Genomic DNA, 25,273 nt, shown 5'->3' on the forward strand with positions numbered 1-25,273 from the left:
TCTCCTTGGACGTTTGTGGTCAGGGCAGGATTTTCGGCCGTCGGGCGGACTGGGCCAGTTCGAGCCGTCGCAGCCTGTGTCTGGTTCAGGTCAGCACTCGACGACGTTGACGGCGAGGCCGCCGAGCGAGGTTTCCTTGTACTTGTGGGACATGTCGCGACCGGTCTGCCGCATGGTGGCGACCGCTTGGTCCAGGCTGACGCGGTGGGTGCCGTCGCCGTGCAGGGCGAGGCGGGCGGCGTTGATCGCCTTCACCGCGCCGATCGCGTTCCGCTCGATGCAGGGCACCTGGACGAGGCCACCGACGGGATCGCAGGTGAGGCCGAGATTGTGCTCGAGCCCGATCTCGGCGGCGTTCTCCACCTGCGCGTTCGTGCCGCCGAGGGCGGCCGCCAGGCCCGCGGCCGCCATGGCGCAGGCAGAGCCGACCTCACCCTGGCAGCCCATCTCGGCGCCGGAGATCGAGGCGTTGCGCTTGATGATCGCGCCGATCGCGGCGGCGGCGAGGAGGAAGGTCTCGACGCCGGCCGGCGAGGCGCCCGGGACGAAGCGGTCATAGTAGTGCAGCGCCGCCGGGATGATCCCGGCCGCCCCGTTCGTCGGCGCGGTCACGACGCGCCCGCCCGCTGCGTTCTCCTCGTTGACCGCCAGCGCCCAGAGATTGACCCAGTCCATCGCGCCGAGCGGGTCCGGATCGTTCGCGGCGCTCCTGGCCTCGAGCCGGCGCAGCAGGGCCGGGGCCCGGCGCCGGACGCGCAGGCCGCCGGGGAGCTCGCCCGTGGCGGCCAGCCCCCGCGCGGCGCAGGCGCGCATCGCGGCCCAGATGCGGGCGAGGCCGGCGTGGAGGTCGCGCCCGGGATGCGCGGCGGCCTCGTTCCGGCGGACGAGCTCGGCGATGGAGAGGCCGGCTTCCCCGGCCCGGCGGAGGAGCTCCGCCGCGTCCGCGAAGGGATGGGGGACGGGTGCTGGTCCAGCCCCGGCGTTGTCGAGCGGGCGTCCGGCCTCGTCCACGACGAAACCGCCGCCGACCGAGTAGTAGGCGCGCTCGGTCACCCCACCGCTGCCTGTGGCGACGAAGCGCAGGCCATTCGTGTGCAGCGGCAGCGCCTCGCGCGGGCGGAAGACGATGTCCGTGGCGGGATCGAAGGGCAGCTTCTGCCCGGCGGGGAGGATGAGGCGCCGGCGTGCCCGGATCTCGGCCGCCATCGTTCCGGCGTCATCCGGATCAAGCGTATCGGGCCGCGCGCCGGTCAGGCCGAGGAGGACGGCCGTGTCGGTCGCGTGACCTCGGCCGGTGAGCGCGAGAGAGCCGTAGAGGTGGGCCGAAACCGCCTCGACGTCGGGCGGGAGCAGGGAGGCGAAATGCGCGGCCGCGACCATCGGGCCGACCGTGTGGGAGCTCGACGGCCCGACGCCAATCCGGAACAGGTCCAGAGGCCCCATCCATGGGGCGATCCCAGGAGCATCATCACATCGCATCCCGGTCCTCTCCCCTTCGCATCCATGTTGGAGCCTCGCCGGAAATGACGGGATAAGCGAGAGGTGACACCTTGCCTCTCCCAAGATGCTGACGCGAGCCAGCGACATCAGGCAGCAGTCTCACGCGCGGCGTTCAGGTTCCGGGTCGCGAGCTCAACGGCTCGCGCCACGGCACTGTCATTGATACGGACATCGACGAAGCGGACCGTCGGCCAGTCGAGCGGAAATGCCAGCACGCCAGCGGCCCGGAGCGCCACAGCGGTGTCCGCCGTGGAAACGCCGGGAGGCGACCCGAGAAGGACGATGTTCGTGCCGGGCCCCTCGCCGGCCAGCGACCCGCAGCACCCGGTGTCAAAGCCGTGGTGGTCCCGATCAATTCGAATCGTCAGCTGGCGGCGAACTCGCATCGTCCCGCCCAGCCTGATCGGCTCGCACCGGGTCATAGCACCAGCGGGGTAGCCGGGGCCGCAGCTCGGCCCGAAAACGATGGCCCGGTCACCTCAGCGACAGAGATGCCGCGATTCACGTCCAAACCCGTCAGGGTCCAATCGTGCACCGGTAAGGGGAGTGGTCTCAGTAGCCGTTCGTGGAAACGCGAGGGCCAATGAACGCCATGCGCCAAAATGTGGCCGGACGCGTCCACTTCAGCAACGGCTCCCCGCGTGCTTTCGAGCCCGTTCAGCGAGAAGCGCACCCGTCGCATCAGGCGCTCTCTACGATCAATAAAAAGAGCCAGCTGATCCGATGTCGAGAAGCCAAGGCCGGGAGCAAGGGAGACCCTGAGCACGTCACATCCATGCTCCTGCCCGTCAACTCGAATGGTCTCTGGCTCAGACACCTCCAGCACTTGCCGGCGTTCGGCTGCCCAGCTTCCCGCGATGAACATGGGGCCGAGTAGAAAGAGTGCATAGCCGTCAGCGACAAGAGCCGCTGCAGCACGGCGCTGAATGTCGACCGCGACTTCCTGATTGAATGAGACCTGAACGTCACCTTGACTGTTCGGGGCTGTGCGGCGAGTGACTTGCTTCCGCCCCTCCGGCCCGATGTGGCTCTGAGCAACCAGGCCTTCCCGGGGGAGAAGGCGCTCTTCCGATCGACCGCGGAACCCAGCATCCACCAGAGCAGGCTGGAGACTCCCGATCACCGCCGCCCACTGGCCGGTATAGCTGACACTGATGTCCTGGAGCATGGAGAACGAGGCGGCCCCGTGCGCCGCCGCACTTGCGAGAAGGAGATCTCGCGCGGCAGGTGACGTCGTCGGGGTCGTGATGGCCCGTAGTGGGGTTCCGCATGCCTGAAGAAGTCCGGCGGCTATCAAGCCGAGGCAGCTCAATCCAAGGTGACGACGATCTGGGTCCATCGACTTGGGCCTTCTGTGGTCTTCCCTGAGATTGTTGCGTTGCCGCGGTCGTCAATTCCGCCATCCGTATACAGGGATGATTTCTCGGACCTTCTCGCCTCGGCGGTGTTGATGGATGCAAAGGTCCATGGCGTGGCAATCGCTTCTCATGCGGTCTCTAGATGGAGCCTATTCTCCATGGCAGTCGAGCAATTGAGCCGAATGGGCCGGCGAAAGTGCAGACATGATTTCCGCAAGGGATCGGGCGCCTGCACTTCAGTCCGGCCCGCACGCAAGGTGCGATCGTCGAAGTTCTCATAAACTGGTTCAGCGCCGCCCTGTGCGAGGTGTCATGGCGTCCAAATCAGTTATCGGAGACCCTGCCACCAAGGGCTGGCAGGGTGCCAAACACCGCCTGTCGACTCCGGAACAGCCGAGGTAGCATACGCTATATCAGCGGCACGAAGTTGATCGCGTTGCCGCGACGTCGTGCTCCAGATGTGCAGCCTCGGTCTCGCACAAGGCCTTCTCACGTGGGTTCCACGTGTCACGAAGAAGCCAGTCGTATCGATCCTGAACGTCGAGGACGGCCTAGTCCCGGTCACTCGGACTGCAAGGCTTGCCTTGTCCGAGGATGTTTTAGCCCGGCCTATTCTATCGACCTCGACGAGTGGTAGACCATCGCTGCGCTCCGAAGTGTCGCGGAGCCCGGTCTTCGTGCTGCCGCCCTTACCCATGACCAACCTCGTCATTGATCAAACGTTGTCTGGACAGGCAAGAACAATCTGGGGCGGCTCTCGCTGAAGTATCACTTGGTGTTGGTTGCTCTTACAGTTCGCCAGGATTGGCCTGCCCCTCTCTCGGCAAGTAACTGAACCGAAGGCACATGTTGTCCTGGCATTATTGTTGCTGAAAACAGGGGGAGATGAGGAGGGACGGTCTTGCAGAAGGCGGCTCCGGAATTCCTCGACAAGCACACACCGCTCTCGGCCACGCTGACCGCGGAGGTGATGATTCAACTTCTGCGTTCATGGGGTGGCCAGGTCTTGGTCGACCCTGTCGTGGGCGGAGGATCTCAGAACGCCGATACGACCGTTCTGTTTGCCCTGCTGCACCAGGAGTTTGGTGTTGCCCTCCTTGATCTCGCGCCAAGATGCGAGCCCCAAGCCGTATCCCAGTTCCGGAAGCACTATCGTGCCGTAAGGCCGGACCTACCTGTCCCGCCGGTCGTTTACCGATCTCTCACCGCGTCAGATCTGTGGCGTCTGACCATCGTGCTCGACGCGGCCTTTGCTGCGGAGGCACCGATCGATTCATACAGTCACGAATGGATGGAGCTCGCGCGAGATCTCCTGACGAAGCGCCCTGCAAAGAAGCATCCCCGCGCAAGGAGGCCAGCTGGGCTGGCAGAGGCCGAGACGGCGGAAGTGGGGGGCGTAGCGGGAGCGGAACCCATCGCGACATCCATGCCGGCTGTCGGCAGCTTGTCGCGGCAGGTGCCGCCCGCCGTGTCAATATCCATTGCTGATCCAACGAGGCGTGTTTCACCTTGGATGTTGCTGACCGCCACCTTGTGCGCGTTGATTGCAATCGGTCCGCAACCTGCGCCCGGATTGATTCTGGACCTGCGCATGGGAGGCAGGGGTGTCTCGGGTGGAGGTCCGCTGCCATCTGCGAGGGAGAATAGCTTATCGCATTCCGCTGTCCCCACGTTGGATCAGGACAGGACATCTCTCGATCAGATTCGTCGTGAGGCTGTTTCGACCAACACGCTCGATGCACCTCTCGGCCCCACAGAAGTATCGGGCCATGTTGATGGCAGCACGCCCCCTTATCTGGCGGGAAACTCGGGACCGTATGGAGCAGGAACCAACGTTCCTCAGTTGCCCGTCCTGGCCGAATACCCCGTGCTGATCACGCCAACAGTGCCGCCTGTGGATGCTGCCGCCTTGCAGAGGACGACAGAGGCTGCGAGGCCCTCCTCCGGCATCCCTCAAGCCCCCCGGATGGACCTCCCGCAGTCACCTTCGGTCCCATGTACGCCCCGAACCGTAGCGGAAAGCGAAGCGCCTCCTGTTTGGCCGGATCTGTGCGTTCCTGGGGAGCAGTCCGATGGAGAGCTCGTGGCGGCGCAGCCTTCCGCCCCGGGTGGGAGTGTCTTGGGTGGCGTGGCGCTCGCGGACAGCGGACGTCCACGGGGAGCCGCGCTGCTCGCGGCGACCGAGCCGCCATTGGATGACATGGCGGATGATGACCTGCCAAGCTCCCGATCCGAGGTGGCGGAGCGGGAGCGCACGACGGTTGCTTCCGCAGACACTCCGCCACCCTCGTCGGTGGACGGCCTCGTAACGTCTTCCCGGTTCTCTGATTCGACGGCGATGGCCCCCAGTGCCCCACCCGAGCCTCTGCCGATGATCGTGGCGGGCTCGTTCAGCCCATCACCGCCCGCCGTAATACGCGGCGTCCAATTGACAGACGCTCTGCCCACCCCGGCCGCGGTCCCGATCGGTTCAAACGTCGGCTCCGCCTCGATGGATGGCGCCGCGGACATGCCTGACTCCGGTCCGCCTAGCATAGTGCCGGAACAAACTGTGGAGGAGATTGGCCCTGACACGGCGATGACCGCAGGCCCAGCCCGGGTTGATCCCGGCATTGTTTCGCCGCGGGAGCCGGATCGCGCGTCTGCCGGCTTAATCGCCATCGTGACGGAACCTGGGGTGGTGCAGCCGCCCGAACGAGATGAACCAATATCAACGCAAGGCACGGCCCACCTAGCACCGATCCTGCCGCCGGGAGGTGTTCCAGTGGTGCATGGGCCGACGGAGGCACCGCTGACGTCGCAAGGTCCGGCGATCCCGTCGGACACAGATTTGCGCCTGTCGCCCTTACTGGATTCTCCCACGGTGCAGGCTCCCCACCCGCCTGGCGCGAACCCGCTGGCGTCCACCATTGGCGACACTCCGACCGGCCAGACCATGGCCACACCGGTCCCGCAAACGCCGGTGATTCCGGAAGAACCGGCTGCCGGATCCGAGCCCCTGTCCACGGCGGCAGGCCGATCCGATCTTGGAATAGATTCCCCGGTCGCCGCAGTGGCCACGTTGGTCCAACCCGGTCCTGCAGATCCTGCCGGACCGGACGTCGCACCGCCCGGGCAGGCCGCCAACGTGCTGGAACTTACGCCGGATGCACCGGCCGATCGGATGGCTGCGCCACCGATGGAGGCACGGAGCCCGCTTGGCTCGGCCCTTCCTCCTGGAGCAGCCATGGTCGAGCCGGCGCCTCCTTCGAGCGCCCTGGCCGAAACGCCTTCACCGAACGGAACACCGGAGCGGGGCGACCCTGATGTGGAAACGGCTGAGCCCGCCCAGGTAGTGCCGAGGGGTACGGCCCCAACTGAGCAAACCGTGGCGACCCAGCTTACACAGGCTGCTGATCCGGCGAAGCTTGGCACTCCCCTTACGGTGCACCCCACGGCGTCGCGCCCGGTCTCCACTCTACCTCCGGCGCTGCTAACGACCTTGGTGCGCCGGGGCGACGCCATGCTGGCCGTGGGCGACATCTCTGCCGCCCGCCTTCTCTACGAGCGCGCCGCCGCCGCTGGCCACGGACCCGCCGCCACTGCCCTGGGGCGAACCTACGATCCATCCGTGCTGGAAGGGCTTCGGGTCCGAGGTCTACGCCCCGAGCCCTCGATCGCTGCGACTTGGTACGCTCTCGGAATCAGGCTCGGCGACCCGAACGCGGAACTGCACGCCAGTCGCTTGCGGGCGGGCTCGTTGAATTGAGGCGGATGGGGCACGTCCTGGTAGGAGAGAGACGATGTGTGCAGTGCCCATCATCCGACGCGGATTGATGCTTTCCGCGGCAACCGCCTTGTTGCCGCGAGCGGCCACCGCGCAGCCCGGCATACCCGCCCCCGCATCCATGACGGCTCGGGCAAACGCAGGGACGGTCGGCGTGATCGCCGGGGGCGTCGATGGAACCTACATCCGTATTGCCGCCGACCTGGCCGCGGTTCTCGATGACGGCGACCGATTGCGCGTGCTACCCATCATAGGCCGCGGCTCCGTGCAGAACATCTCCGATCTCCTGTTCGTTCGTGGGATCGACATTGCCATCGTGCAGTCCGACGCGCTGGCCTTCGTTCGCCGCCGGCGCCTCTTTCCTGGCGTGAGCCAAGCCATTCAATACGTCGCCAAACTTTACGACGAGGAGGTGCACATCCTGGCTGGTCCTGATGTCACCAGAATCGAGGATCTGGCAGACCGACCCGTGAACGTGGATGTGCCGGGCAGCGGCACGGCGATGACGGCGTCCCTGCTCTTCGAGGCCTTGAACATGGCTCCGAAGGTCTTGAATGACCCCCAGGACGTTGCATTGGAGAGACTGCGTCTGGGTGAGATCGCGGCCCTGGTCTACATCGCAGGCAAGCCCGCGCGTCTCTTCTCATCACTGCCAGCAGGGTCGGGCATGCATTTCGTGTCCTTGCCGATGACGGCAGCCTTGCTGGACACATATTTGCCGACGCAGCTCGGGCATGCCCAGTATCCGGCGCTGGTGCAGGCAGATGCCCCGGTGGATACGCTGGCAGTGGGGGCGGTCATGGCAGCGTATGCTTGGCCACCGGGCACTGAACGTTTCCGGAAAGTGGCGACCTTCGTTGAGGCCCTCTCCACCCGTTTCGAGCATTTCCTCCGCCCGCCCCGTCATCCGAAATGGCGGGAAGTGAACCTCGAGGCGCAGGTGCCGGGTTGGGTCCGTTTCAACCCGGCCCAACCGGGCCCGCCCCCTCGCTGGCGGCCGTAATCGTACCACAACCTTCGCGTCGCGGTTGACCGGGATGCTGGTTCACGGGCGCCCTACCGGAGGCGGGGCTGAACATGGCCGAGCATATTCCTCAATGTATCTTACCCGGCTCGTTTCCGTGCGCCAACTTCCCTGCTGAGCTCGCTAACAGTTTGCCGAGTAGGTGAAATCGCCGGACACCACCCGGGGAGCGGAACCGCAGGCAGGCGAGCGCGTCGAGGACAGTGAGCCGCGCAGGTGCTCGGCAAATTGCGCTGCCCTGCTCGCGGCCTCTGCGTATTCCGGAGCATTGACGAGGTCGGCGGTGGGGAGAGGCAGACCTGCTTGAGGCCGTGAGCAGCAACACGTGCCGGACCGCACCTTCCTCATCAGCACTTCGACACCTTTCGCGCAGATCGCTTGGGCGCTTTGCTCTCGGTCCGGGAGAGGAGTTTCAATCGCTCGCCATGAGACGGCTGGTGGCCGTCGAAAGGGCAGGGCGCTCGACCGAGTCCTCTTCCAACAGCAGCCGGGGAGGGTCGTCCAGCCAACTCGGCCGTCCAAAGCCTTGCCGCCTCCCCCTCCTGACAGATGGCGGGATCAGCTTCCATCGCCCAGGGACGCAGATGTAACAATAGCGGCCGGAGGATTCGTATCATGAGCCAAGCAGCCGAGTTCCATAATCTCGACACGCCGGTGGGCGGAATTCCGCGCGAGCTTGCACCGGGCCTCACCACACAGATCTTTCCAGGAGAGGGCGCCATGCTCTCCATCGTAACGATCGCGCCGAATGCCGCGGGCACGCTGCACGCGCACCCCGAGGAGCAATGGGGCGTGCTTCTGGACGGATCGGCGGTCCGGGTTCAGGGCGGCGAGGAGATTCCGGTGAAGAAGGGAGATTTCTGGCGCACCCCGGGCGGGGTGCCTCACACGATGCGCGCGGGGCCGGAGGGGGCTCGCGTCCTCGACATCTTCAGCCCGCCACGGCCCGAGTACCGCGTTGCCGGTAAGGGTTTCGGGACCGGCTGAGCCGAGCGGCCGATTCGGGGAGCGTTCCTGCGGAACGAACTCTGTGAGAGGCACCGCAGCCGACCTCAACGCCCGCAGGAGGAAACGAGAAGTGAAGCATCATCTGACCCGACGCGCTGCGTTGGTGCTTACCGGCGCGGCAGCCGGCATCTCGGCGGCGCACGCGCAGGGTACCTGGCCGTCCGGCCCTCTTCGCCTGGTCGTCCCCTTCGCGCCCGGGGGCTCCACTGACGCGGTCGCGCGGCTCGTCACGCCCGGACTGAGCCAGCAGCTTGGGCACCCGGTGGTGGTCGAGAACAGGTCCGGCGGTGCGGGCGCCATCGGGACGGAGCTCGTCGCGAAGGCCCGTCCGGATGGCCAGACCTGGCTCCTGACCTTTGACAGCCACGCTGTCCTCCCGGAACTCGTTCCGAATCTTCCCTTCAACCTCACCGGAGACCTTGATCCGGTGATGCTGATCGGCGGTGCGCCCTACGTGATCGCCACGCGTCCGGACAAGCCCTATCGCAGCCTGAGCGATCTGGTGAGCGCGGCGAAGGCGCGTCCGGGCGGGGTCTCCTACGGGTCCACCGGCAACGGCACCATTGGCCATCTGACGATGATGCTCATCCAGTCCCGTGTCGGCGCATCCATGCCGCACATCGCTTACCGCGGCGGCGGGCTCGCGGTGAACGACACCGTGGCCGGACATGTGGACGTGATGATCGGAAGCGCGGCGCTCGTGGCGCCCCACATCGCGGGCGGGACCTTGCGGGCTCTGGCCCAGTTCGGCCCGACCCGCCTTCCCGCCCTGGCGCAGGTTCCGACCGCGGAGGAAGCCGGATTTCCCGGTCTGACCGCCGAGGCGTGGTGGGGCGTCTTTGCGCCGGCCCGCACGCCGGAGCCGATCATCGCGCGCATGAACGCAGCCCTTCGGGAAACGCTATCCGACGACCGTGCTCGTCGGCAGATGGAAGAGACACAGCAGGCCCGACTGGTCTTGTCCGACCCGGCCACCTTGAAGACCTTCCTGGACCGGCAGGTCGAGATATGGGGTCGCGTGGTGCGCGAGAACCGCATTCAGGCCGACTAGCCGAGCCGGCACCGGCATCTCCTTGAGCACGTCGGACCAAGGATAGGCGCATTGCGCCAGTCGGAGGTATCCTCTGCCGATCCGGGCATCCGGGGCCGCTTTGCCCGATCGACAGACAGCGGGTGAAGACGGGCCATCTCCGACGTGATCAGGACCTCTGGGCCAAGACCGCTTCAACGGGCGCCCGGCGGATTGGCATCGATAGTCCGACATGCAGCGCTCCCGGCCCGCGGTGCGCAGACAAGGAAGGTAACCGCTTATGGACTGGACGAGCCGGCGACGGCGCTTCCGCGAGATCCTGGCCAGCGATGGCTGCGTGCACCCAGCTTCGGTGCATGACCCCGTCTCGGCCCGCATTGCGGCTGACCTCGGGTTCGAGACGGCGATGCTGGCCGGTTCCGTTGCCTCCCTCGCGGTGCTCGGCGCGCCGGACCTGATTGTCCTGACACTGACGGAGTTTGCCGAACAGGCCCTGCGGATCAACCGCGCCGGGGCACCACCGCTCATCGTGGACGCCGACCACGGCTACGGAAACGCGCTGAGCGTCATGCGCACGGTGCAGGAACTTGAGACGGCCGGCGTCTCGGCGCTGTCCATCGAGGATACCTTGCTGCCGGCGCCTTTTGGCGGTGGACCTCCGCGCCTGATCTCCTTGGAAGAGGGAGTGGGCAAGATGAGGGCCGCGGTAGCCGCGCGGGAGGACCCTGACCTTGTGATCTTTGCCCGAACCAGCGCTCTGGCGATCGGCGGGCTGGAGGAGGCGGCTGCCCGGGTTCGCGCCTATTCCGGGCTTGGGGTGGACGGGATCTTCCTGGTGGGCGCGAAGACCCGAGCGGAGATCGAGGCGATGCGAGCGCTGACGACGTTGCCCTTCGTCCTCGGTTCGGCGTCGGGCGAGCTGTCCGACCCCGCTTGGCTCGTCGCGCAGGGCGTGCGGGTCGCACTCCTGGGCCACCAGCCCTTCCAGGCAGCGATCGCGGCCTTGCACGCCACGATGAAGGCCTTGCGTGAGGGAACAGCGCCCACGGCGCTCTCGGGATTGGCTCCGGCCGCCCTTTCGAAGCAGGTAACGCGCGACGCCGATTATGCGGCATGGGCGAGAGACTTCCTGGGCGATGGATGAGCCTGTCGGGCACCATCCAGACCAATGGAAGGGGCCGAGCTTCCTCCCGTCATCAGGGCGTCTTAGGACCCATGATTCGTACCACCGCAGCACGAGGTTGATGAAAGGCAGAGGACGAAGCGCTTCTATCCCTCCGTGCCCGGGCACCCATCGGGCTCAATCCGGCACCATGATGCCGGTGGGGAGAGCACGTCGGAGGCGCCTCCTTCATCCGGTCCTTCAGTTCAGGCGGAGGTCAAGGATGTGGCTTGGATCCGGCTGCAACTCGCCCCGCTCAACGCGCCGCACGATATCGGTGAGCGCCGCGTTGGCTGGGGCGTCGAGTCCGATCTCCTGGCCGCGCTCGACGATGTAGCCGTTGAGGAAATCAATCTCCGTGCGTCGGCCCTTCACCATGTCCTGGCCCATGGAAGGTCGGTGCGCGGCACCGCCCTTGGCCGCTTCGGCCAGACGATGTTCGTCGTACACGCGCCGGGCCTCGGGATCGCCCTCACCAGCGCGGGCGATGGTCTCAGGATCAATGTGATGCACCTCCTCCAGCTCATAGCCGAGGGCTTGGCCGATCCTGATCGCCTCGCTGCCGAGGCGGGCGGTGAAATGGCGCAAGACATCATTGGTCAGGAGGTCGCGGCTGATCAGGCCGGTGCAGGCGGAGAGGCCGTTGGCCATGGCATTCGTCACCAGTTTCGTCCAGCGTTCGCCCCAGAGATTCGCCGTGATCCGGGTGCTATCCGACAGGGCGACGAGGCGTGCTACGGCCCTCGCACGGTCGGTGGTGCGGCCGTGCACCTCGCCCACGCGGAAGACGGTGTGGGCTGCTCCGCTCTTGCCCGCGGCGCGGCGGACGTGGCCAGGTTCGCAGAGGTCCACGGTGATGGAACTGGCAATGGCGCCGAGGGTTCGGCCCCAGCCCACCACCGCGGCGATGGTGGCCTCATTCATGCAATTCTGCAGCGAGACGACGAAGCCGCCCGGGGCGAGGTACTGCTGCACCAACATCGTCGCCCACGCTGTATCGTAGGACTTGACGCAGACGAAGGCGATGTCGATCGGCCTTTCCTTGCTGAGGCCCTGCAACTCCGTCAGGTGGAGGGCGCGGACCGGGACATTGAACTCCGGAATGTCACGCAAATGGCTGATCCGGAGACCGTTGGATCGCATCGCCGCGACGTTCTCCGGCCACATGTCGATGAAAATGACGTCCTCGCCGGCCTGCGCCATATGAGCGCCGGCATACCCGCCGACTGCACCGGTCCCGATGATGGCGATGCGCTGACCCATGGGCTGTTCCGTTTCCTCGCTCCGCGCACGCAGCGCGTGTGTTCCGAGTATCTCGATCGTCTCTTGTCAAAGCAAACGATCCATGCAGGTGGTTCCATCGCTAGCCTGGATGGAACCACTCGTCATCGTGGGGCAAGGCAGTGGAAAGCAGGCGCCCTATCTGCGCAGGCCGTTGATCGCGTTCATACAACAGCTTTTGTAAACCTTCACGCGCCTGAACCCGCTCTCCCGTCCGCTCCTCGAGTTATTTCGGTCTTGGAAGTGCCGCCGACCAATGAGCCGGCAGGAGCGCCGAGCGGGAGGAGGAGCGCATCTTGCGTCATGACGAGGGCGCAGCGGTCAACACGGGCTCCGCTGGGAGCGGGTGAAATCAGAATCGGGCGCCGGTGAAGTGAGCGACCTGGGAACCGATCTCATAATAGGCTTCCCATGCAGCGCGGCCGCGCACGGCCAGGGGATCGGACACGGGCAGCGGCAAGTCCTCTTCCCGGACTGCGCCGAGGAGCAATTGTGCCAGGCAGCGTCCGAACACCGTGCCGGGCGCGATACCCCGGCCGTTGTAGCCGCTGAAGGACACGACATTGCGGGCGAGGCGGTGGAAGCGCGGCACATTGTCCTGCGTCATGCCGATCTGGCCGTACCATGCGTGCTCGAAGGCGATGTCGCCCAGTTGCGGGAAGAGTCGGGCCAACGCGCGCCGTCCCCAATCCCGGTGAATGGCGCGGCCTGGGCCGCGCAGGGCGCCAACGCTGCCGAAGATCAGGCGGCCGGCGCGGTCCATCCGGAAAGAGCTGAGGATTTCCTTCGTGTCCCAGACGCCCTCGCCGCCCGGCAGGATGGAGCGGCGGAGATGGTCGCTCAGCGGGGCGGTGGCCAGGTTGAAATAGGGCAGGTGGACCTGCTGCGCCCGGATCCCCGGCCAGACGCCGACGGTGTAGGCGTCGGTCGCCACGATCACCGATGCCGCACGCACGCTGCCGGCCGGTGTCCGCAGGTGCCAGGACGAGCCGTCATCCTCGGCGGCCAGGACGGGACTGGCGGTGTGGAGGGTGGCGCCCGCCCGGATCGCCGCGCCAGCCAGGCCCCTGGCATAGGCAAGCGGCTGGATGGTGCCGGCCCGCTCGTCCAGCAGCGCCCCCGCATAGGCGCCCGTCCCGATCCGACGCCGCGTCTCCTCCGCATCCAGCAGGCGCACAGGGGCGCCGCGGGCCTGCCACTGGCGCTCGCGTTCGCGCAGTTCCTCCAGCCCCTTCGGGCCCACGGCGCAGTGCAGCGTGCCGCGGTGGTCCGCCTCGCATGCCAGGCCGTGCCGCCGGACGAGGTCGAACACCACGCCGGGCCCGGCGCTCAGAAGTTCCAGCACCCGCGCGCCATGGACCTTGCCCAGCACGGCCGGCAGGTCGTCCGGCATCACCCACATGCCGGCATTGACGAGCCCCACGTTCCGCCCGGAGGCGCCGAAGCCGATCTCCACCGCCTCCAGCAGCGCGACGTTCGCGCCGCCCTCGGCGAGGTGGAGCGCGGCGGACAGGCCCGTGAAGCCACCGCCGATCACCGCCACATCCGCCCGCGCGTCGCCCTCCAGGGGCCTGGTCGGCGGGGAAGGCGGCGCGGAATGCGCCCAGAGGCCGTGGCTGCGCGGATCGTCCTTCATCGCCTTCCCCTGTCCCGTCCCACCCGGATCCGATCAAGCCGGCCGGACGTCCATCGCCAGGGTCCGCTCGTCGCGGCGGGCGGACAGGGTGACATCCTTCCGCGTGGCCCAGAGGTTCTCCAGCATTAGCAGCGGGATCATCGGGAGGTCGGACACAGCCCGCTCGACCGCCTTGATCAGGAGCGCCTCGCGCCGGCCGGAGTCCATCTGCTCCACCGCCTCGAAGATCACGCGGTCCAGCTCGGGGTTGGAATAGCGCCCGTAGTTGTAAGAGCCCTGGTTCCGCTCGCGGTCATAGCTCGCGAGGCAGTTGGTCAGCATGTAGCCGGCCTCGAAGGTCGGGCTGCCCCAGCCCCACAGCGCCATAGAGAATTCCTGCCGCTGCCCACGCCCGAGATAGGTGCTCCAGGGAAGTGCCTCGACGGAGGTCTGCACGCCGATCCGAGTCCACATCTGCGCCACGGCCTGGGCGAGCCGGGCATCGTTGGGATAGCGGTCATTCGGCGTGTGCAGGGTGAGACGGAAGCCCTGCCCGAGGCCCGCCTCGGCCAGCAGCCGGCGCGCCCGGTTCACGTCGAGCTCCGGCACGCGGACCTCGGGCGCGTAGGAGTAGCTGCCTTCCGGCATCCACTGTCCCGTCGGCGCCGCGGTGTTGAGCATGACCCGCTCGGCCAGGGCAGTGCGCTGGATGGCGATCGAGAGGGCCTCCCGCACGCGCCGGTCGCGGAAGGGGTTGGCCGGCAGGGGCTGGCCGTTGTTGCCCAGGACGTGCGGGCTCTCGCCCTCCCGCGAGAAATCGGGCACGAGGTACATCACCCGGATGCCCGAGACGGAGGAGATGGAGGCGCGCGGGTCCTCCCGCAGCCGGGGCAGGTCGCTGACGGACGGGGTATCGATCACCTGCACGTCGCCCGACAGCAGGGCGGCCGTGCGCGCTGCGGGGTTTGAGAGAAGGCGGAGCACGACGCCATCCCAGGGCTGCCGCGGTCCCCACCAGCCCTCGAAGCGCTCCAGATCCACCCGGTTGCCGGGGGTGAAGGACAGGAAGCGATAGGGGCCGGTGCCGATCGCCGCCTTGCCGGCATTGTAGTCGGCCGTCGTTGCGCCCTGGCCGACGCGGCGGGAAACGATGCCGACATAGGTCAGGTTCGGCAGCAGGTCAGGCGCCGGCTGCTGCGTGTGGATGCGAATGGTCAGCGGATCCACCACCTCCAGCCGGCTGACGGTGCGCAGGAAGGTGCCGAAGCCACCGGGGCTGTTGGGCACGTTCGGCGCGCGCTCGAAGGTGAAGGCCACGTCGTCGGCAGTGAAGTCGCCGCCATCGTGGAACTTCACGTTCGGGCGGAGCTTCATCTCCCACAGCGTGTCGTTCACCAGCCGCCAGCTCTCGGCCAGGCCCGGCACCAGACGGCCATCCGGTGACCGGTCCACCAGCCGCTCGAAGATGTGCATGGCAACGGTGTGGTTCGGCGTGGCGTGGAAGAAATGCGGGTCGATCGTCGTGAAGGCGCCGCCCAGGCCGATCTCGAGCCGCGTGGCGGCCCGCGCCGCACGGGGGCGCAGGGCGGGAAGCCCGGCGGCGGCCAGGGCGGCGGCCGCGAACTGGCGACGTTGCATGGGTGTCCCTCCTCGGGCGGTGGCGCGGACGAACTGCGTCCAGGTCTGGGTCAGGCGGACAACGCGACGCCGTCGCGCTGCGGATCGGCGCCGCCCGTCAGGCGGCCGTCCCGCACGGCGATGGCGTGCACGGCGGCGAAGGCGAATCCCATATAGGACCGGGCGATCGGATAGCCCTGCGCGGCCAGCGCATCCGTCACGTAGCGCGGAATGCGGTTCGAGACGTCGATCGTGTCACTGTTCACCGAGATGCGCGGCGCCGCCACGGCCTCGAAAATGCCCATGTCGAAATCGATGACGTTGCTGATCGTCTGGGCGAGGGCCGGCACGATCGCGGTGCCGCCGGGGGCGCCGAGCACGATGCGCGGCTGCTCTCCCTCGAAAACGATAGTCGGGCATTGGGAGGAGGTGCGACTCTTGCCCGGCGCGATGGAGCCCGCCCGGCCCGGCCGCGGATCGAAGCCGTTCATCAGCCCGTTATACATGAAGCCCAGCCCATCGGTGATGACGCCGGAGGGATTGCCCAGCGTGTGGGTGAGGGAGACGGCGTTGCCTTCCCCGTCCATTACCGTCACCTGGGTTGTCTCCGTTGGCTCGAAGGCCATGCGGGGCACATGCGCCTTCCCACCGGCCCGGATGCGTCCCGCCACCTCCCGCGCGCGGTCCTTCGAGAGCAGCATGTCGAGCGGGACGTCCACGAACTCCGGGTCGCCGACATGTGCGTCCTTGTCGATGGCCACCTGCTTCATCGCCTCGGCCAGGATGCGCAGGTGCTCAACGCCGTCATGCTCCAGGCGGCCGAGGTCGAACGCCTCCAGGATATGCAGCAGCTCGATCAGGCTAACGCCGCCGCCCGGCGGCGCCAGGCTGGCCACAGGGTGGCCGCGGTAGCGGCCCCAGACCGGCTCGCTCCGCCGGCAGCGATAGCCTCGCAGATCCTCCAGCGACAGCATCCCGCCATGCCGCCGGAAGTCGGCGACCATCTCCTCCGCCATCGCGCCGGCGTAGAAGAGGTCCGGGCCGTGCCGGGCGATCCGCTCCAGGGATCGCGCCATGTCGGCATTGGCCACCGTCTGCCCCGGGCGCTTCGGCGTTCCGTCCGGCGCGCAGTAGATCTCCCGTCCCGTCCGGCTGAAGCCCAGATAGTCGGCCGGATTGAGCATGCCCGAACTGCGCTGGTCGAGCGTCCAATAGTAGTGGACATAGGGCCGCACCATGAAGCCGCCGCGCGCCTGCTCGATCGCGGGCCGGAGCACGTCGGCCAGCTCCATCGTGCCGAATTGCGCCAGCGCGTCGGTGTAGCCGCGCAGGTTGCCGGGCGTGCCCGGGGCCAGGTAGCCGATCTCGTTCGCGTGGTCCTTCACGAGATAGGCGAAGCCGTCCCGCGATTGGCCGACCACGGCATCGGCCCACATCTCCGGCCGCGCGGCGAGGGGCGCGCGGGCGTAGAAGGTCAGGTGCTGGTGCACGCCACGGCGGGGCATGTACACCTGCATGGAGCCGTAGCCGGCGATGCCCGTCATCAGCGGATCGACGACGCCCTGGACGAAGGCTGCCGTGACGGCGGCATCCACCGCATTGCCGCCCCGCCGCAGGGCGAGCACCCCGGCCTCGGCGGCTTCCGGCTGGGCCGCGACGACCATGCCAAGCATCGACGACTCCTTCAGACAGCGGTCCGGAAGGGCCGGAAATCCGCCTCGGTCATCTCTCCGAGCTCGGCCAGCAACATGCTCCAGCCCCGCAGGCCGGCCGGGATGGATTCGAGCCGGAAGAACTCGTTCGGCGCGTGCACGTCCTCGTCCGGCAGGTTGAAGCCGAACATCAGCGTGTCGATCCCAAGGGTTTCCTTGAACACCGCCGTGATCGGCACGGTCGCGCCCAGCCGCACCGGCAGAGGGGCCTGTCCGGTCAGTCTTTCCAGCGTGACCGCCCCGGCACGCCGCAGCGGATGGTTCTCCGCCAGCTCGAAGGCTTCCGCGCCGCCCGCCCCGGGGGCGATGCGAATCTGCACGCCCGCCGGGCAGCGGCGCGTCAGGTGGTCGGAGAGGCAGCGGATCGCGCGCTCGGGGCTCTGCCCCGGCCCCAGGCGCATCGTGATCTTCGCGAAGGCCTCGTCGGGGATGACGGTCTTGCCGCCGGCACCGGTGTAGCCGCCCCACATCCCGTTCACGTCGATGGCGGGCCGCAGCGTCAGCCGCTCCCGCAGGATGTAGCCCGGCTCGCCGAGCGGCGAGGCGCCCACCTCGGCACAGAAGGCCGCCTCGTCCAGCGGGACGGCGGCCGCCTCCTCGCGCTGGCGCGGCGTCGGGGAGTGCAGGTCGTCCAGGAAGCCCGATACGGCGATCCGCCCGTCCTCCTCGTGCAGGGAGGCGACGAGGCGCGCCATCTCGTGCAGGGCGTTGCGGACGGCGCCCCCATAGCGGCCGGAGTGGAGTTCCTTCGTCGCGCTGCGCAGTGCGATCTCCACCGCCGCGATGCCGCGCGCGCCGACGTTCAGGGTCGGGATGGTCGGGCTGGCCCGGCCACCATCGGCGGAGAGCACGGCATCCGCCCGCAGCAGCGGGGCGTGGCGGCGGATGATCTCCCGCAGCGAGGGGCTGCCCGTCTCCTCCTCCCCTTCGAGGAAGAACCGGACATTCACGGGGCAGCCGCCGGTGACGCGCAGGAAGGCCGCGACCGTCTCGAGGGCGATGGTCGTGGACCCCTTCACGTCCGACGCGCCCCGCGCGTAGAGCTTTCCGTCGCGCTCGGTCGGCTCGAAGGGATCGCTCCGCCATCTGTTCGACGGCGCCGGCGGCTGCACGTCGTAATGGCCGTAGATGAGCAGGGTGGGACGCCCGGGGGCGCCGTCCCAGGCCCCATAGACCGCCGGCTGACCGCCCCCGTCCAGCAGGCGGACATCGGACAGGCCGATCGCCCGCAGCCAGTCGAGCAGGAAGGCGCGCGCGTCGCGCATCCCTTCCGCGAAGGCCGGATCGGCGCTGACGCTCGGCAAGCGCAGGAAGGCGTCCAGCCGCGCCCGGATGGCGTCCTGCTCCGCCAGAAGAGCCTCCACGACGGGCTGAACCGCTTCCGCGGAGGTGCCGACCATGCCCGCCGTCAACCCGGCCGCGCGCCGGACGCGTGCACCACCGGGGCCCATTCCGACACCTGCTGGCGGACGAAGGCCTGCGCCTCCTCCAGGAAGCGCTGACCCGGCGTGCTCGACATCTCCGCCAGGCGCTGGCGGATGGTGGGGTCGGCATGGGCGGCGTGCAGCGCGTTCGCCAACGCCTCCAGGACCGGCCTGGGCGTGCCGGCCGGCGCGGCGAGCCCGGCCCAGCCATCCGCCGCCACGGTCGGGAAACCCAGCTCGCGGAAGGTCGGAACGTCCGGGAAATACGGGGAGCGCGCGGTGGCCGAGCTGGCCAGTGCCTGCATGTTCCCGGCGCGGACGAAGCCGCTGGTCGCGGTCAGGCTCTCCATAATGCCGGGGATGTTGCCGCTCATCAGGTCCGCGCTGGATTGGGTGAGGCTGCGATAGGGGATGTGCTCCATCGCGATGCCGGCCTCCGCGGCCAGCCGAACGCCGAGCAAGTGCGCGACCGAACCGACGCCCGTGGTGCCGTAGGCGAGCCCGCCGGAACGCCTCGCCGCCTCGATCCAGTCGGCGAGCGTGCGGATCGACCCGCCCGGCCTGACGCAGAGGGTCCAGGGCGTGTCGAGGATCATGCCGATATGCGCGAAGTCACGGCCGGCATCCCAGTTGATGCGGTCTCGATAGAGGGTCTGTCCGACCCCCATGCCGCTGATGGTGGAGACGACCAGGGTGTAGCCGTCCGGCGCCGCGCGCGCGGCGACCCCGGTGCCGATGGTGGCCCCCGCGCCCGGCCGGTTCTCCACCACGAAGCTCTGGCCGACATGCCGCGACATCGCTTCAACGAAGAGGCGCGCGACGATATCGGTCGCCCCGCCCGTGCCGAAGGGCACGATGACGCGGATCGGCCCTCCGCGCGGCCAGGGCTGCGCGGTCTGGGCGGCAGGCCGGCGCAGCGATGCGGCGGAGAGCCCGGCGGCGAGAAGGACGCGTCGGCGGAGGCGCGGGCTCATCGGGAACCGTCCCTATCGGCGGCGAGCAGGACTGGGATGCACATCTGCGCCAGGACGCGCACCACCGGGATCTGCGCAGGGCCGTAATGATTCGCGGCGTGCAGCAGGTTCACCTGGCCGAGCCCGCGGCCCTGCCAGACCACCGGCATGTTCAGGATGCTCTCGCAATCCAGGGCGAAGATCTTCTCGTGATCCGGGAAGTCCCTGCGGATGTCGGCCGCGTCCCGACCGATATAGGGCTCGCGCGTTTCGGCGACGCGCCTCTGCGTCGGGGCATCGGAGAACGCCTTGCGACCGCGCGCGGGATAGAGCGTGGGTCGACTGCTGTAGAGGCGTTCCGCCACACCCTCCTTCCACCGATAGACGAGCACCGTCAGGAAACGGTGCCCGACCTCGTCCTGCAGTGCCTTGTCCAGCGCCGCGAAGCAGGACGCCGGCTGGTCGGGAGCGGCGAGCGCCTCGGCGAGGGCGGAGAACGACGTCGCGCTCATCGCGGTCGCAGCGGCAGGTCGAGCGCCGAGGCGCGTTCGCCACCTTGGAGGATCGTCAGCCGCGGCGGGCGTCCGTGCGGGATCTGGACGCAATGGTCGGCATCCGCGCCGGCGAGCGAGAGGCGGATGCGGCTGCCCTTGCGGAAGACCCAGGAGATCGGCAGCAGCGGGATCCGGATGCGCTCCGCTTGCCCCGGAGTGAGGGGCCTCGCGTCGGCACGATGGAAGCTGCGGAAGGGCCAGGCGGTGCGATAGGTCTCCGGGGCCGGGCTCTCCCGGCGATGCAGCGCGCGCAGGAGCCCCTCGGTGACGTAGCGCACGGCCCCGTCCGCCTCGATTTCCGAGAGATAGGCGAAGATCGCCGCATCCGGCTCGCTGGAGGAGAGCCAGAGATCGGCGATGCCGTGGCCCGTGCACTCCAGGTCGGTGTCGAGCGGTCCGGACGTCCAGCACGGCATGGGCGCTTCGTGCTCGGCCCAGTCCGCGTGGTAGGTCGTGCTGTTGATGCCGGCGATGCGCTCGTAGCGCGTGCCGTGGCCCGTGCCGCGGGAGAAGTCGGCGCGCATGGCATCCTCGGTCTCCTCGCCGGAGGGCGCCTCGCGCAGCGTGTGGCCGGGGCCGAGATGCAGCCGCGTGACAGGAAGGTCCGGCCAGGCGTCGTCGGCCCGCCACTCCTCGCCATGCAGGCTGAAGTAGTGCACGCGCCGCTCCGCCCCGAGCCCCGTGTCGCGGCCGCCGAGGTAGTGGTCGAAGAAGCGCAGCAGCTCGCCGAGCAGCGCGAATTCCGGCTCCACCCGCGACCGCCAGGGCGAGACGTTGCAGCGCGCCCCATGGTCCCAGGGCCCGAGCAGCAGGTGCACGGGATTGTCCCTCAGTGTGAGGAAGCGGGAGATCGCGCCGTTGGCGTAGCCCGCGCCGTCCATCCAGCCGGAGCAGGCCAGCACCGCGACATCCTTGCGGATGCCGGGGCTGACCGAATACGGGCTGAACGACGCGGAGCTGAAGGACGCGTCATAGGGAAGCGGGTCCTCGCGGAAGCGGAACTCGGCCATGAAATCCGGCTGTCGGAAATTGCCGAGATGCTCCTGCAGCGCCTGGGCCAGCAGCGTCCCGTCCGGGTCCTCGTCCACCGGGGCCGGGCCGGCGAGGTCGGGATTCGCGAAGTAGACGAAGTTCCGCAGCAGGTCGCGCCGGTCGTGGTCCAGCGCCACCATCAGGTCGTCATAGGTCTTCGCGAGGTTCTTCAGCAGGATGCCGCCGGGGTAGTAGTTGTCGGCATAGGTGTCCCAGACCGCGAAGAGCGGCGCGATGGCCTTCACCGCGGGATGCCCCGTGCTGGCCAGAAAGTCCGAGGCCGCGCCGGGATAGGAGATGCCGGTCGCGCCGATGCGGCCGTTCGACCAGGGCTGCGCCACGATCCAATCCGCGATCTCGCGGCTGTCCTCCCGCTCCTTCGGGGAGCGGAAGGCATCGCGCGTGCCGAAGCTCGCCCCGGTGCCGCGCACGTCCACGACGACGACGGCGTAGCCGCGCGGCACCAAAAGGTTGATGAACTTGCCGGCATTCGGCGTGACGTCGCCGGTGCCGCCCTCCCGCAGGCTGAACCGCCGGTAATAGGGCGTGATGACCATGACGGCCGGCACCGGCCCCGTCACCCCCTGCGGCAGCCAGGTGTCGATCGCGATCCGGCACCCGTCCCGCATCGCCAGATAGCGGGATGCCGGCATCGCCGGCAGCGTGAAGGCCGCGGGACGACCTTCGAGATAGGCGCTCGGCGGAACCACCCAGGCGGCGCTGTCGCGGTCACTGTCGGGCACCGAGCATCCCCTTCCGGCTGCGGCGACCAGTGAAACCAGCCCGTCACGAATGCGTCAAATGCCTAATTCGCTGCTAAACATGCGCTGAACGCACATGGAGTTGGGGCCGCGATGCTGAGCCAGAGAGGTCTCGAGGCCCTGCGCGCCTTCGTCGAGGGCGGCTCCATCTCAGCGGCCAGCGCCCGGCTGCACCGGACGCAGCCGCAGGTCGGTCGCCTCCTGGCCGGGCTGGAGGCCGAGCTGGGCTTTGCGCTCTTCGACCGGGCGAACCGCCGGTTGACCCTCACGGCGGAGGGCGGGCGGTTCTACGCCCAGGTCGAGCGCGTGCTGGCCGGCCATGACGGCCTCGAACGGCTGGCCACCGAGCTGAAGCTCGGCCAGCAGGACAGCCATGTGCGCGTCCTGATCGCACCGCACATGGTGGGCGCCCTGCTGACCGGACCGCTGGCGGAGATGTCGCGCCGTCTCCCCGGCTTCAGCGCCTCCGTGGACGCCCGCGCACGGCTCGACATCGAGAACTGGGTTGGCCAGGAGGTTTTCGACCTTGGCATCACCGTCGTGCCCCTGCCGCACCCGGCGCTGACGGTGGAGGAGTTCTGCCAGACGGAGGTCGTGGTCGTCATGGCTCCGGGGCATCCCCTGGCCGCCCTGCGGACCGTCGCGTTCACCGACCTGGTGAAGCACGATCTGGTCACCACCCACGCGCGCTCGTTGCTGCGGCAGCACCTGGACCAGATGTCGCGCGATGCGGGGATCGAGGCCCGCATCCGGTTCGAGGCCGCGAACGGCCTTGTCGTGTGTCAGCTGGCCCGTGCCGGACTCGGGGCCGCCCTGGCGGACTCCTTCGTGGCGCAGTCCAGCGGGGCCGAGGGGCTTGTGCTGCGCCGCTTCCGGCCGAGGATCGCGCTGGCCTACGGTCTTCTCTTTCCGACTTGGCAACCTCGTTCGCGAGCCACAGCAGAGCTGGCCGACCTCGTGACGCAGGCAGGCAGGCAGGGGGCGGCCATGCTGGAGCGTAGACTTCGGCGCACCCTCCCGCGCCGGACGGCCACTTGATCTGAAAGGGCTCGCAAGCCGATCCCTCAGGGGCTGGATGTGACGACGCCGGACAGGGCCCGCTAACACGGTCACACCGGAAGACCAGCCGACGCCCGGGCCCGGGTCACGTCAGGAGACCGGGCTCCGCGTGGCCAGCCCCGTGTTCCTGACCCTTCGTGCAAGCGCGGAATGCGTTGGCGAGGGCGGCGTAGACGATGAGAGGCGCGGGGCGGACCCAGGGGGTATCGGGCTAATCGTCATGGCGGCTGATGTTCAAATTTGAATCTTGTGTCCGGCCCCGAAATTCGGCAAAGAAGTTCTTGATTTGTTCGAATTCGACAGGCCGGAGGAGCCACGATGCCGAGGATCCCGCGCGAGGCGCATGCGGCCATCCAGAAGAGGGTCGGGGCTGGCGAGAAGGTCGCTGCCGTGGCGGCGAGCTACGACTGCACGCCCGCCAACATCTACGCCATCCTCGCGAAGCTGCGCCGGCAGGAGAGCGAGACAGTAGACCTTCTTGCTCCAGCGCCTGCCATCCCGGATCAAGTGAATACGCCCGACGCCGAGCTGTTGCGAGCCGCTGCGCCTGATCAAGCAACTCCGGTCACGATGCCCGCCTCCATTGCGCCTATCCCACCGACGCCGCCGGAGCCCAGCGCAGCATCGGTGGCTTCGCGTCCACCAGCCCGGAGCGAGCAACCATCACCTCATGTGGCCGAGGTTGTTTCTCCCATCGCTGCTCCGGCATCGAAAGCGAGGGGACCGTCTTCGGCCTCCGTGGCCCAGCGCGTCGGCAAGGCTGGCTTCGCACTCATGATGCGTACCAGCGACGGAGAAGACACCGTGAACCCCTTCCGGTCCCTCGACGAGCTTCTGTCGGCCGCCAAGCCGATCCTGCGCACCGCCGCACGGAGCCCGGAGCCCATCTGGTTCTCCATCCAGCCGGTGGACCTCGACGCACTGGAAGACGCGTTCTGACCGAGGCATCCCAGGCCCTCACGGTCCTGAAGGGAAAAGGCATCAGGGCGCGACTCGGCTGCACAGGGCCGTTCGGGACCTGACTGGCCCCCTCTCCCGAACAGCCAAGGAGGGCTGCGAATTTCTACCGGGGGTTGCCGAAACCCGTATATGCCCGCAATGGTTGTGGTGAGCGGAAAAGGGAGCGACCCGCATGGCCGGGCAGGCATTGTACCCGTCGAGCGACGATTGGGCGTCCTTACCAGGAAGGCTTCGCGTTCTTGAGATGACCCTGGCGGCCGTCGTTGCCCGGTTGCCCCAGGCCGATCTGGAGGAGATCGCATCGCTGCTCGTGTTCATCTCCAACAGTAGCGATGCGGCCCAGGACCTGCAGGCTGACACGGACGCCGCGTCCGATCTGGGGGAGGTAAGGGAATACGCCACGGCACTGCTGGACCGAATTGCCAGGTCCCGCGGAGTGGGGCGGGCTACCGGACGCGCTTGACGGTTGAGGGCTGGACTGGGCGGTCTCTGGAAGCCGAGCTCTCTCGACGGGCATCGGTGAAGCGGTCCGCCGTTCACGTAGCGCGGGTGGAGGCGTGACGCTCAGTAGATGGTCATAATCGACAGTCCGGAGAAATCCGTCCTGAAACGATAACGGGTGAGGAACTGGAAGCCCGGCCCGTTCCTGCCCATTCTCCACGATCGGGAGTGTGAGCCTGCTTCTGTCGCAAGCGGGTTCCAGCACTGAGCCGCTCTGGCACGGTGCCTGCTCATGGTAGCAGGCTCCACAGTGAGCAAGGCTTCAGCCTTCTCGGGCCATGGTGGCCCCCGCTACCTTCTGCCCCTGCCGGGCCTAATCCATCGCGCTACCCTGCCACAGCTTCTGCGGGCCTGAACCGCAGGCCAATCAGCCGACCGGCGCCGAGATGATGATGGCCATCCCGGCGAACCTGCCTATGATCTCCGGCCCAGGAAGTCAGGGAGGCAGCCTTGGTGCAGAATGTCCGGGACTATCCCACAAGCGAGACCGACTACCTGCCGCACGTCATCGCCCGGTGTGTTGAGAAGGCCAACAGGGACGACGTGCCATACCGCTTCTGCCTTAACGGCGCTGAGGTGATCGTTCGACCAGGCAAGACGGCGCAGGAAGTGAATGATGAGGTCCAGCGGCAATGGCAGGCAGCCCGTCACCCTCGGGCCGGTTCGTCAGTGACGTAACGGGTCGCTTGCAGGGACGGCAGGGCAGCTTGGCACTGGGATTTAGTAGGCCCCCGGCCCCCTATGCCGGCGCTTCTCGTCTGAGGTCGCTTAGCCTCGGGCGAGACCGCTGCCCCGCCTGGCCTCGCCGACACCCTGTCCAGCGGTCATTGCGATGCTGACCCTACGTCGGTGTCCTCCATGAGCGTGCATTCCACGAGGCTGTTTGGAATCTCACGGCAGCGGTGTCGCCCTGCTTCGGGAGACAAGGCGAGTGGCGCTTGGCATCCCCCGGCGCA

Annotated in this window: 18 protein-coding genes; 7 read left to right on the forward strand and 11 right to left on the reverse strand. The window is 68.0% G+C overall.

Annotated features, from left to right (window positions below):
• Positions 1 to 90 precede the first annotated feature (90 nt).
• The 3 genes from ACP6CK_RS22750 to ACP6CK_RS22760 form a co-directional block, all read right to left on the reverse strand.
• A complete protein-coding gene (locus tag ACP6CK_RS22750) occupies positions 91 to 1,443 on the reverse strand; it encodes an L-serine ammonia-lyase (RefSeq protein ID WP_426955601.1) in 1,353 nt (450 codons plus the stop codon).
• A gap of 143 nt (positions 1,444 to 1,586) precedes the next feature.
• Positions 1,587 to 1,886 carry a hypothetical protein gene (locus ACP6CK_RS22755; RefSeq protein WP_426955602.1) on the reverse strand — a complete coding sequence of 100 codons (300 nt, stop codon included), beginning with the start codon at positions 1,884 to 1,886 and terminating at the stop codon, positions 1,587 to 1,589.
• Between the two features lie 32 nt (positions 1,887 to 1,918).
• On the reverse strand, positions 1,919 to 2,668 hold the full coding sequence (locus tag ACP6CK_RS22760; protein WP_426955603.1) for a hypothetical protein: 750 nt from the start codon (positions 2,666 to 2,668) through the stop codon (positions 1,919 to 1,921).
• Between the two features lie 3,972 nt (positions 2,669 to 6,640).
• Here ACP6CK_RS22760 and ACP6CK_RS22765 point away from each other — a divergent pair.
• The 4 genes from ACP6CK_RS22765 to ACP6CK_RS22780 all read left to right on the forward strand — a co-directional run bounded on the left by ACP6CK_RS22765 (position 6,641) and on the right by ACP6CK_RS22780 (position 10,830).
• Complete coding sequence (locus tag ACP6CK_RS22765) at positions 6,641 to 7,627, forward strand: TAXI family TRAP transporter solute-binding subunit (RefSeq protein WP_426955604.1); 987 nt, start codon at positions 6,641 to 6,643, stop codon at positions 7,625 to 7,627.
• Positions 7,628 to 8,263: 636 nt separating this feature from the next.
• Positions 8,264 to 8,635, forward strand: coding sequence for a cupin domain-containing protein (locus ACP6CK_RS22770; protein WP_426955605.1), 372 nt, complete (start codon positions 8,264 to 8,266; stop codon positions 8,633 to 8,635).
• A 43-nt stretch (positions 8,636 to 8,678) separates the two neighbouring features.
• Positions 8,679 to 9,707 (forward strand): Bug family tripartite tricarboxylate transporter substrate binding protein, encoded by a 1,029-nt coding sequence (locus tag ACP6CK_RS22775; protein ID WP_426955606.1) that lies wholly within the window; start codon positions 8,679 to 8,681, stop codon positions 9,705 to 9,707.
• 259 nt (positions 9,708 to 9,966) lie between these two features.
• Entirely contained in the window at positions 9,967 to 10,830 is an 864-nt protein-coding gene (locus ACP6CK_RS22780) for an isocitrate lyase/PEP mutase family protein (RefSeq protein WP_426955607.1), read from the forward strand.
• A 219-nt stretch (positions 10,831 to 11,049) separates the two neighbouring features.
• Here ACP6CK_RS22780 and ACP6CK_RS22785 read toward each other — a convergent pair whose 3' ends face one another.
• The 8 genes from ACP6CK_RS22785 to ACP6CK_RS22820 form a co-directional block, all read right to left on the reverse strand.
• Positions 11,050 to 12,111, reverse strand: a complete 1,062-nt coding sequence (locus tag ACP6CK_RS22785; protein ID WP_426955608.1) for a ketopantoate reductase family protein — start codon at positions 12,109 to 12,111, stop codon at positions 11,050 to 11,052.
• A 370-nt stretch (positions 12,112 to 12,481) separates the two neighbouring features.
• Complete coding sequence (locus tag ACP6CK_RS22790) at positions 12,482 to 13,765, reverse strand: NAD(P)/FAD-dependent oxidoreductase (protein WP_426955609.1); 1,284 nt, start codon at positions 13,763 to 13,765, stop codon at positions 12,482 to 12,484.
• 33 nt (positions 13,766 to 13,798) lie between these two features.
• Positions 13,799 to 15,382, reverse strand: a complete 1,584-nt coding sequence (locus ACP6CK_RS22795) for an ABC transporter substrate-binding protein (protein WP_426955610.1) — start codon at positions 15,380 to 15,382, stop codon at positions 13,799 to 13,801.
• 50 nt (positions 15,383 to 15,432) lie between these two features.
• Positions 15,433 to 17,034 carry a gamma-glutamyltransferase gene (gene ggt / locus ACP6CK_RS22800; protein WP_426955611.1) on the reverse strand — a complete coding sequence of 534 codons (1,602 nt, stop codon included), beginning with the start codon at positions 17,032 to 17,034 and terminating at the stop codon, positions 15,433 to 15,435.
• Between the two features lie 11 nt (positions 17,035 to 17,045).
• On the reverse strand, positions 17,046 to 18,473 hold the full coding sequence (locus tag ACP6CK_RS22805; protein ID WP_426955612.1) for a M20/M25/M40 family metallo-hydrolase: 1,428 nt from the start codon (positions 18,471 to 18,473) through the stop codon (positions 17,046 to 17,048).
• An 8-nt stretch (positions 18,474 to 18,481) separates the two neighbouring features.
• A complete protein-coding gene (locus ACP6CK_RS22810) occupies positions 18,482 to 19,471 on the reverse strand; it encodes a Bug family tripartite tricarboxylate transporter substrate binding protein (RefSeq protein WP_426955613.1) in 990 nt (329 codons plus the stop codon).
• Positions 19,468 to 19,962, reverse strand: a complete 495-nt coding sequence (locus ACP6CK_RS22815) for a GAF domain-containing protein (protein WP_426955614.1) — start codon at positions 19,960 to 19,962, stop codon at positions 19,468 to 19,470. Before ACP6CK_RS22815 ends, ACP6CK_RS22810 begins: the two co-directional genes overlap by 4 nt.
• Complete coding sequence (locus tag ACP6CK_RS22820) at positions 19,959 to 21,779, reverse strand: CocE/NonD family hydrolase (protein WP_426955615.1); 1,821 nt, start codon at positions 21,777 to 21,779, stop codon at positions 19,959 to 19,961. The genes ACP6CK_RS22815 and ACP6CK_RS22820 overlap by 4 nt, the downstream gene beginning before the upstream one ends.
• Before the next feature lie 111 nt (positions 21,780 to 21,890).
• On the opposite strand from ACP6CK_RS22820, the gene ACP6CK_RS22825 reads away from it, so the two are divergent.
• The 3 genes from ACP6CK_RS22825 to ACP6CK_RS22835 all read left to right on the forward strand — a co-directional run bounded on the left by ACP6CK_RS22825 (position 21,891) and on the right by ACP6CK_RS22835 (position 24,279).
• A complete protein-coding gene (locus ACP6CK_RS22825) occupies positions 21,891 to 22,835 on the forward strand; it encodes a LysR family transcriptional regulator (RefSeq protein WP_426955616.1) in 945 nt (314 codons plus the stop codon).
• Between the two features lie 339 nt (positions 22,836 to 23,174).
• The gene (locus ACP6CK_RS22830) at positions 23,175 to 23,795 is read left to right on the forward strand and encodes a hypothetical protein (RefSeq protein ID WP_426955617.1); all 621 of its coding nucleotides are present in this window, start codon (positions 23,175 to 23,177) and stop codon (positions 23,793 to 23,795) included.
• A 193-nt stretch (positions 23,796 to 23,988) separates the two neighbouring features.
• On the forward strand, positions 23,989 to 24,279 hold the full coding sequence (locus tag ACP6CK_RS22835) for a hypothetical protein (protein WP_426955618.1): 291 nt from the start codon (positions 23,989 to 23,991) through the stop codon (positions 24,277 to 24,279).
• The last annotated feature ends 994 nt before the right edge of the window (positions 24,280 to 25,273 follow it).

The organism is Muricoccus radiodurans (assembly GCF_050154705.1).
Classification (GTDB): domain Bacteria; phylum Pseudomonadota; class Alphaproteobacteria; order Acetobacterales; family Acetobacteraceae; genus Roseomonas; species Roseomonas radiodurans.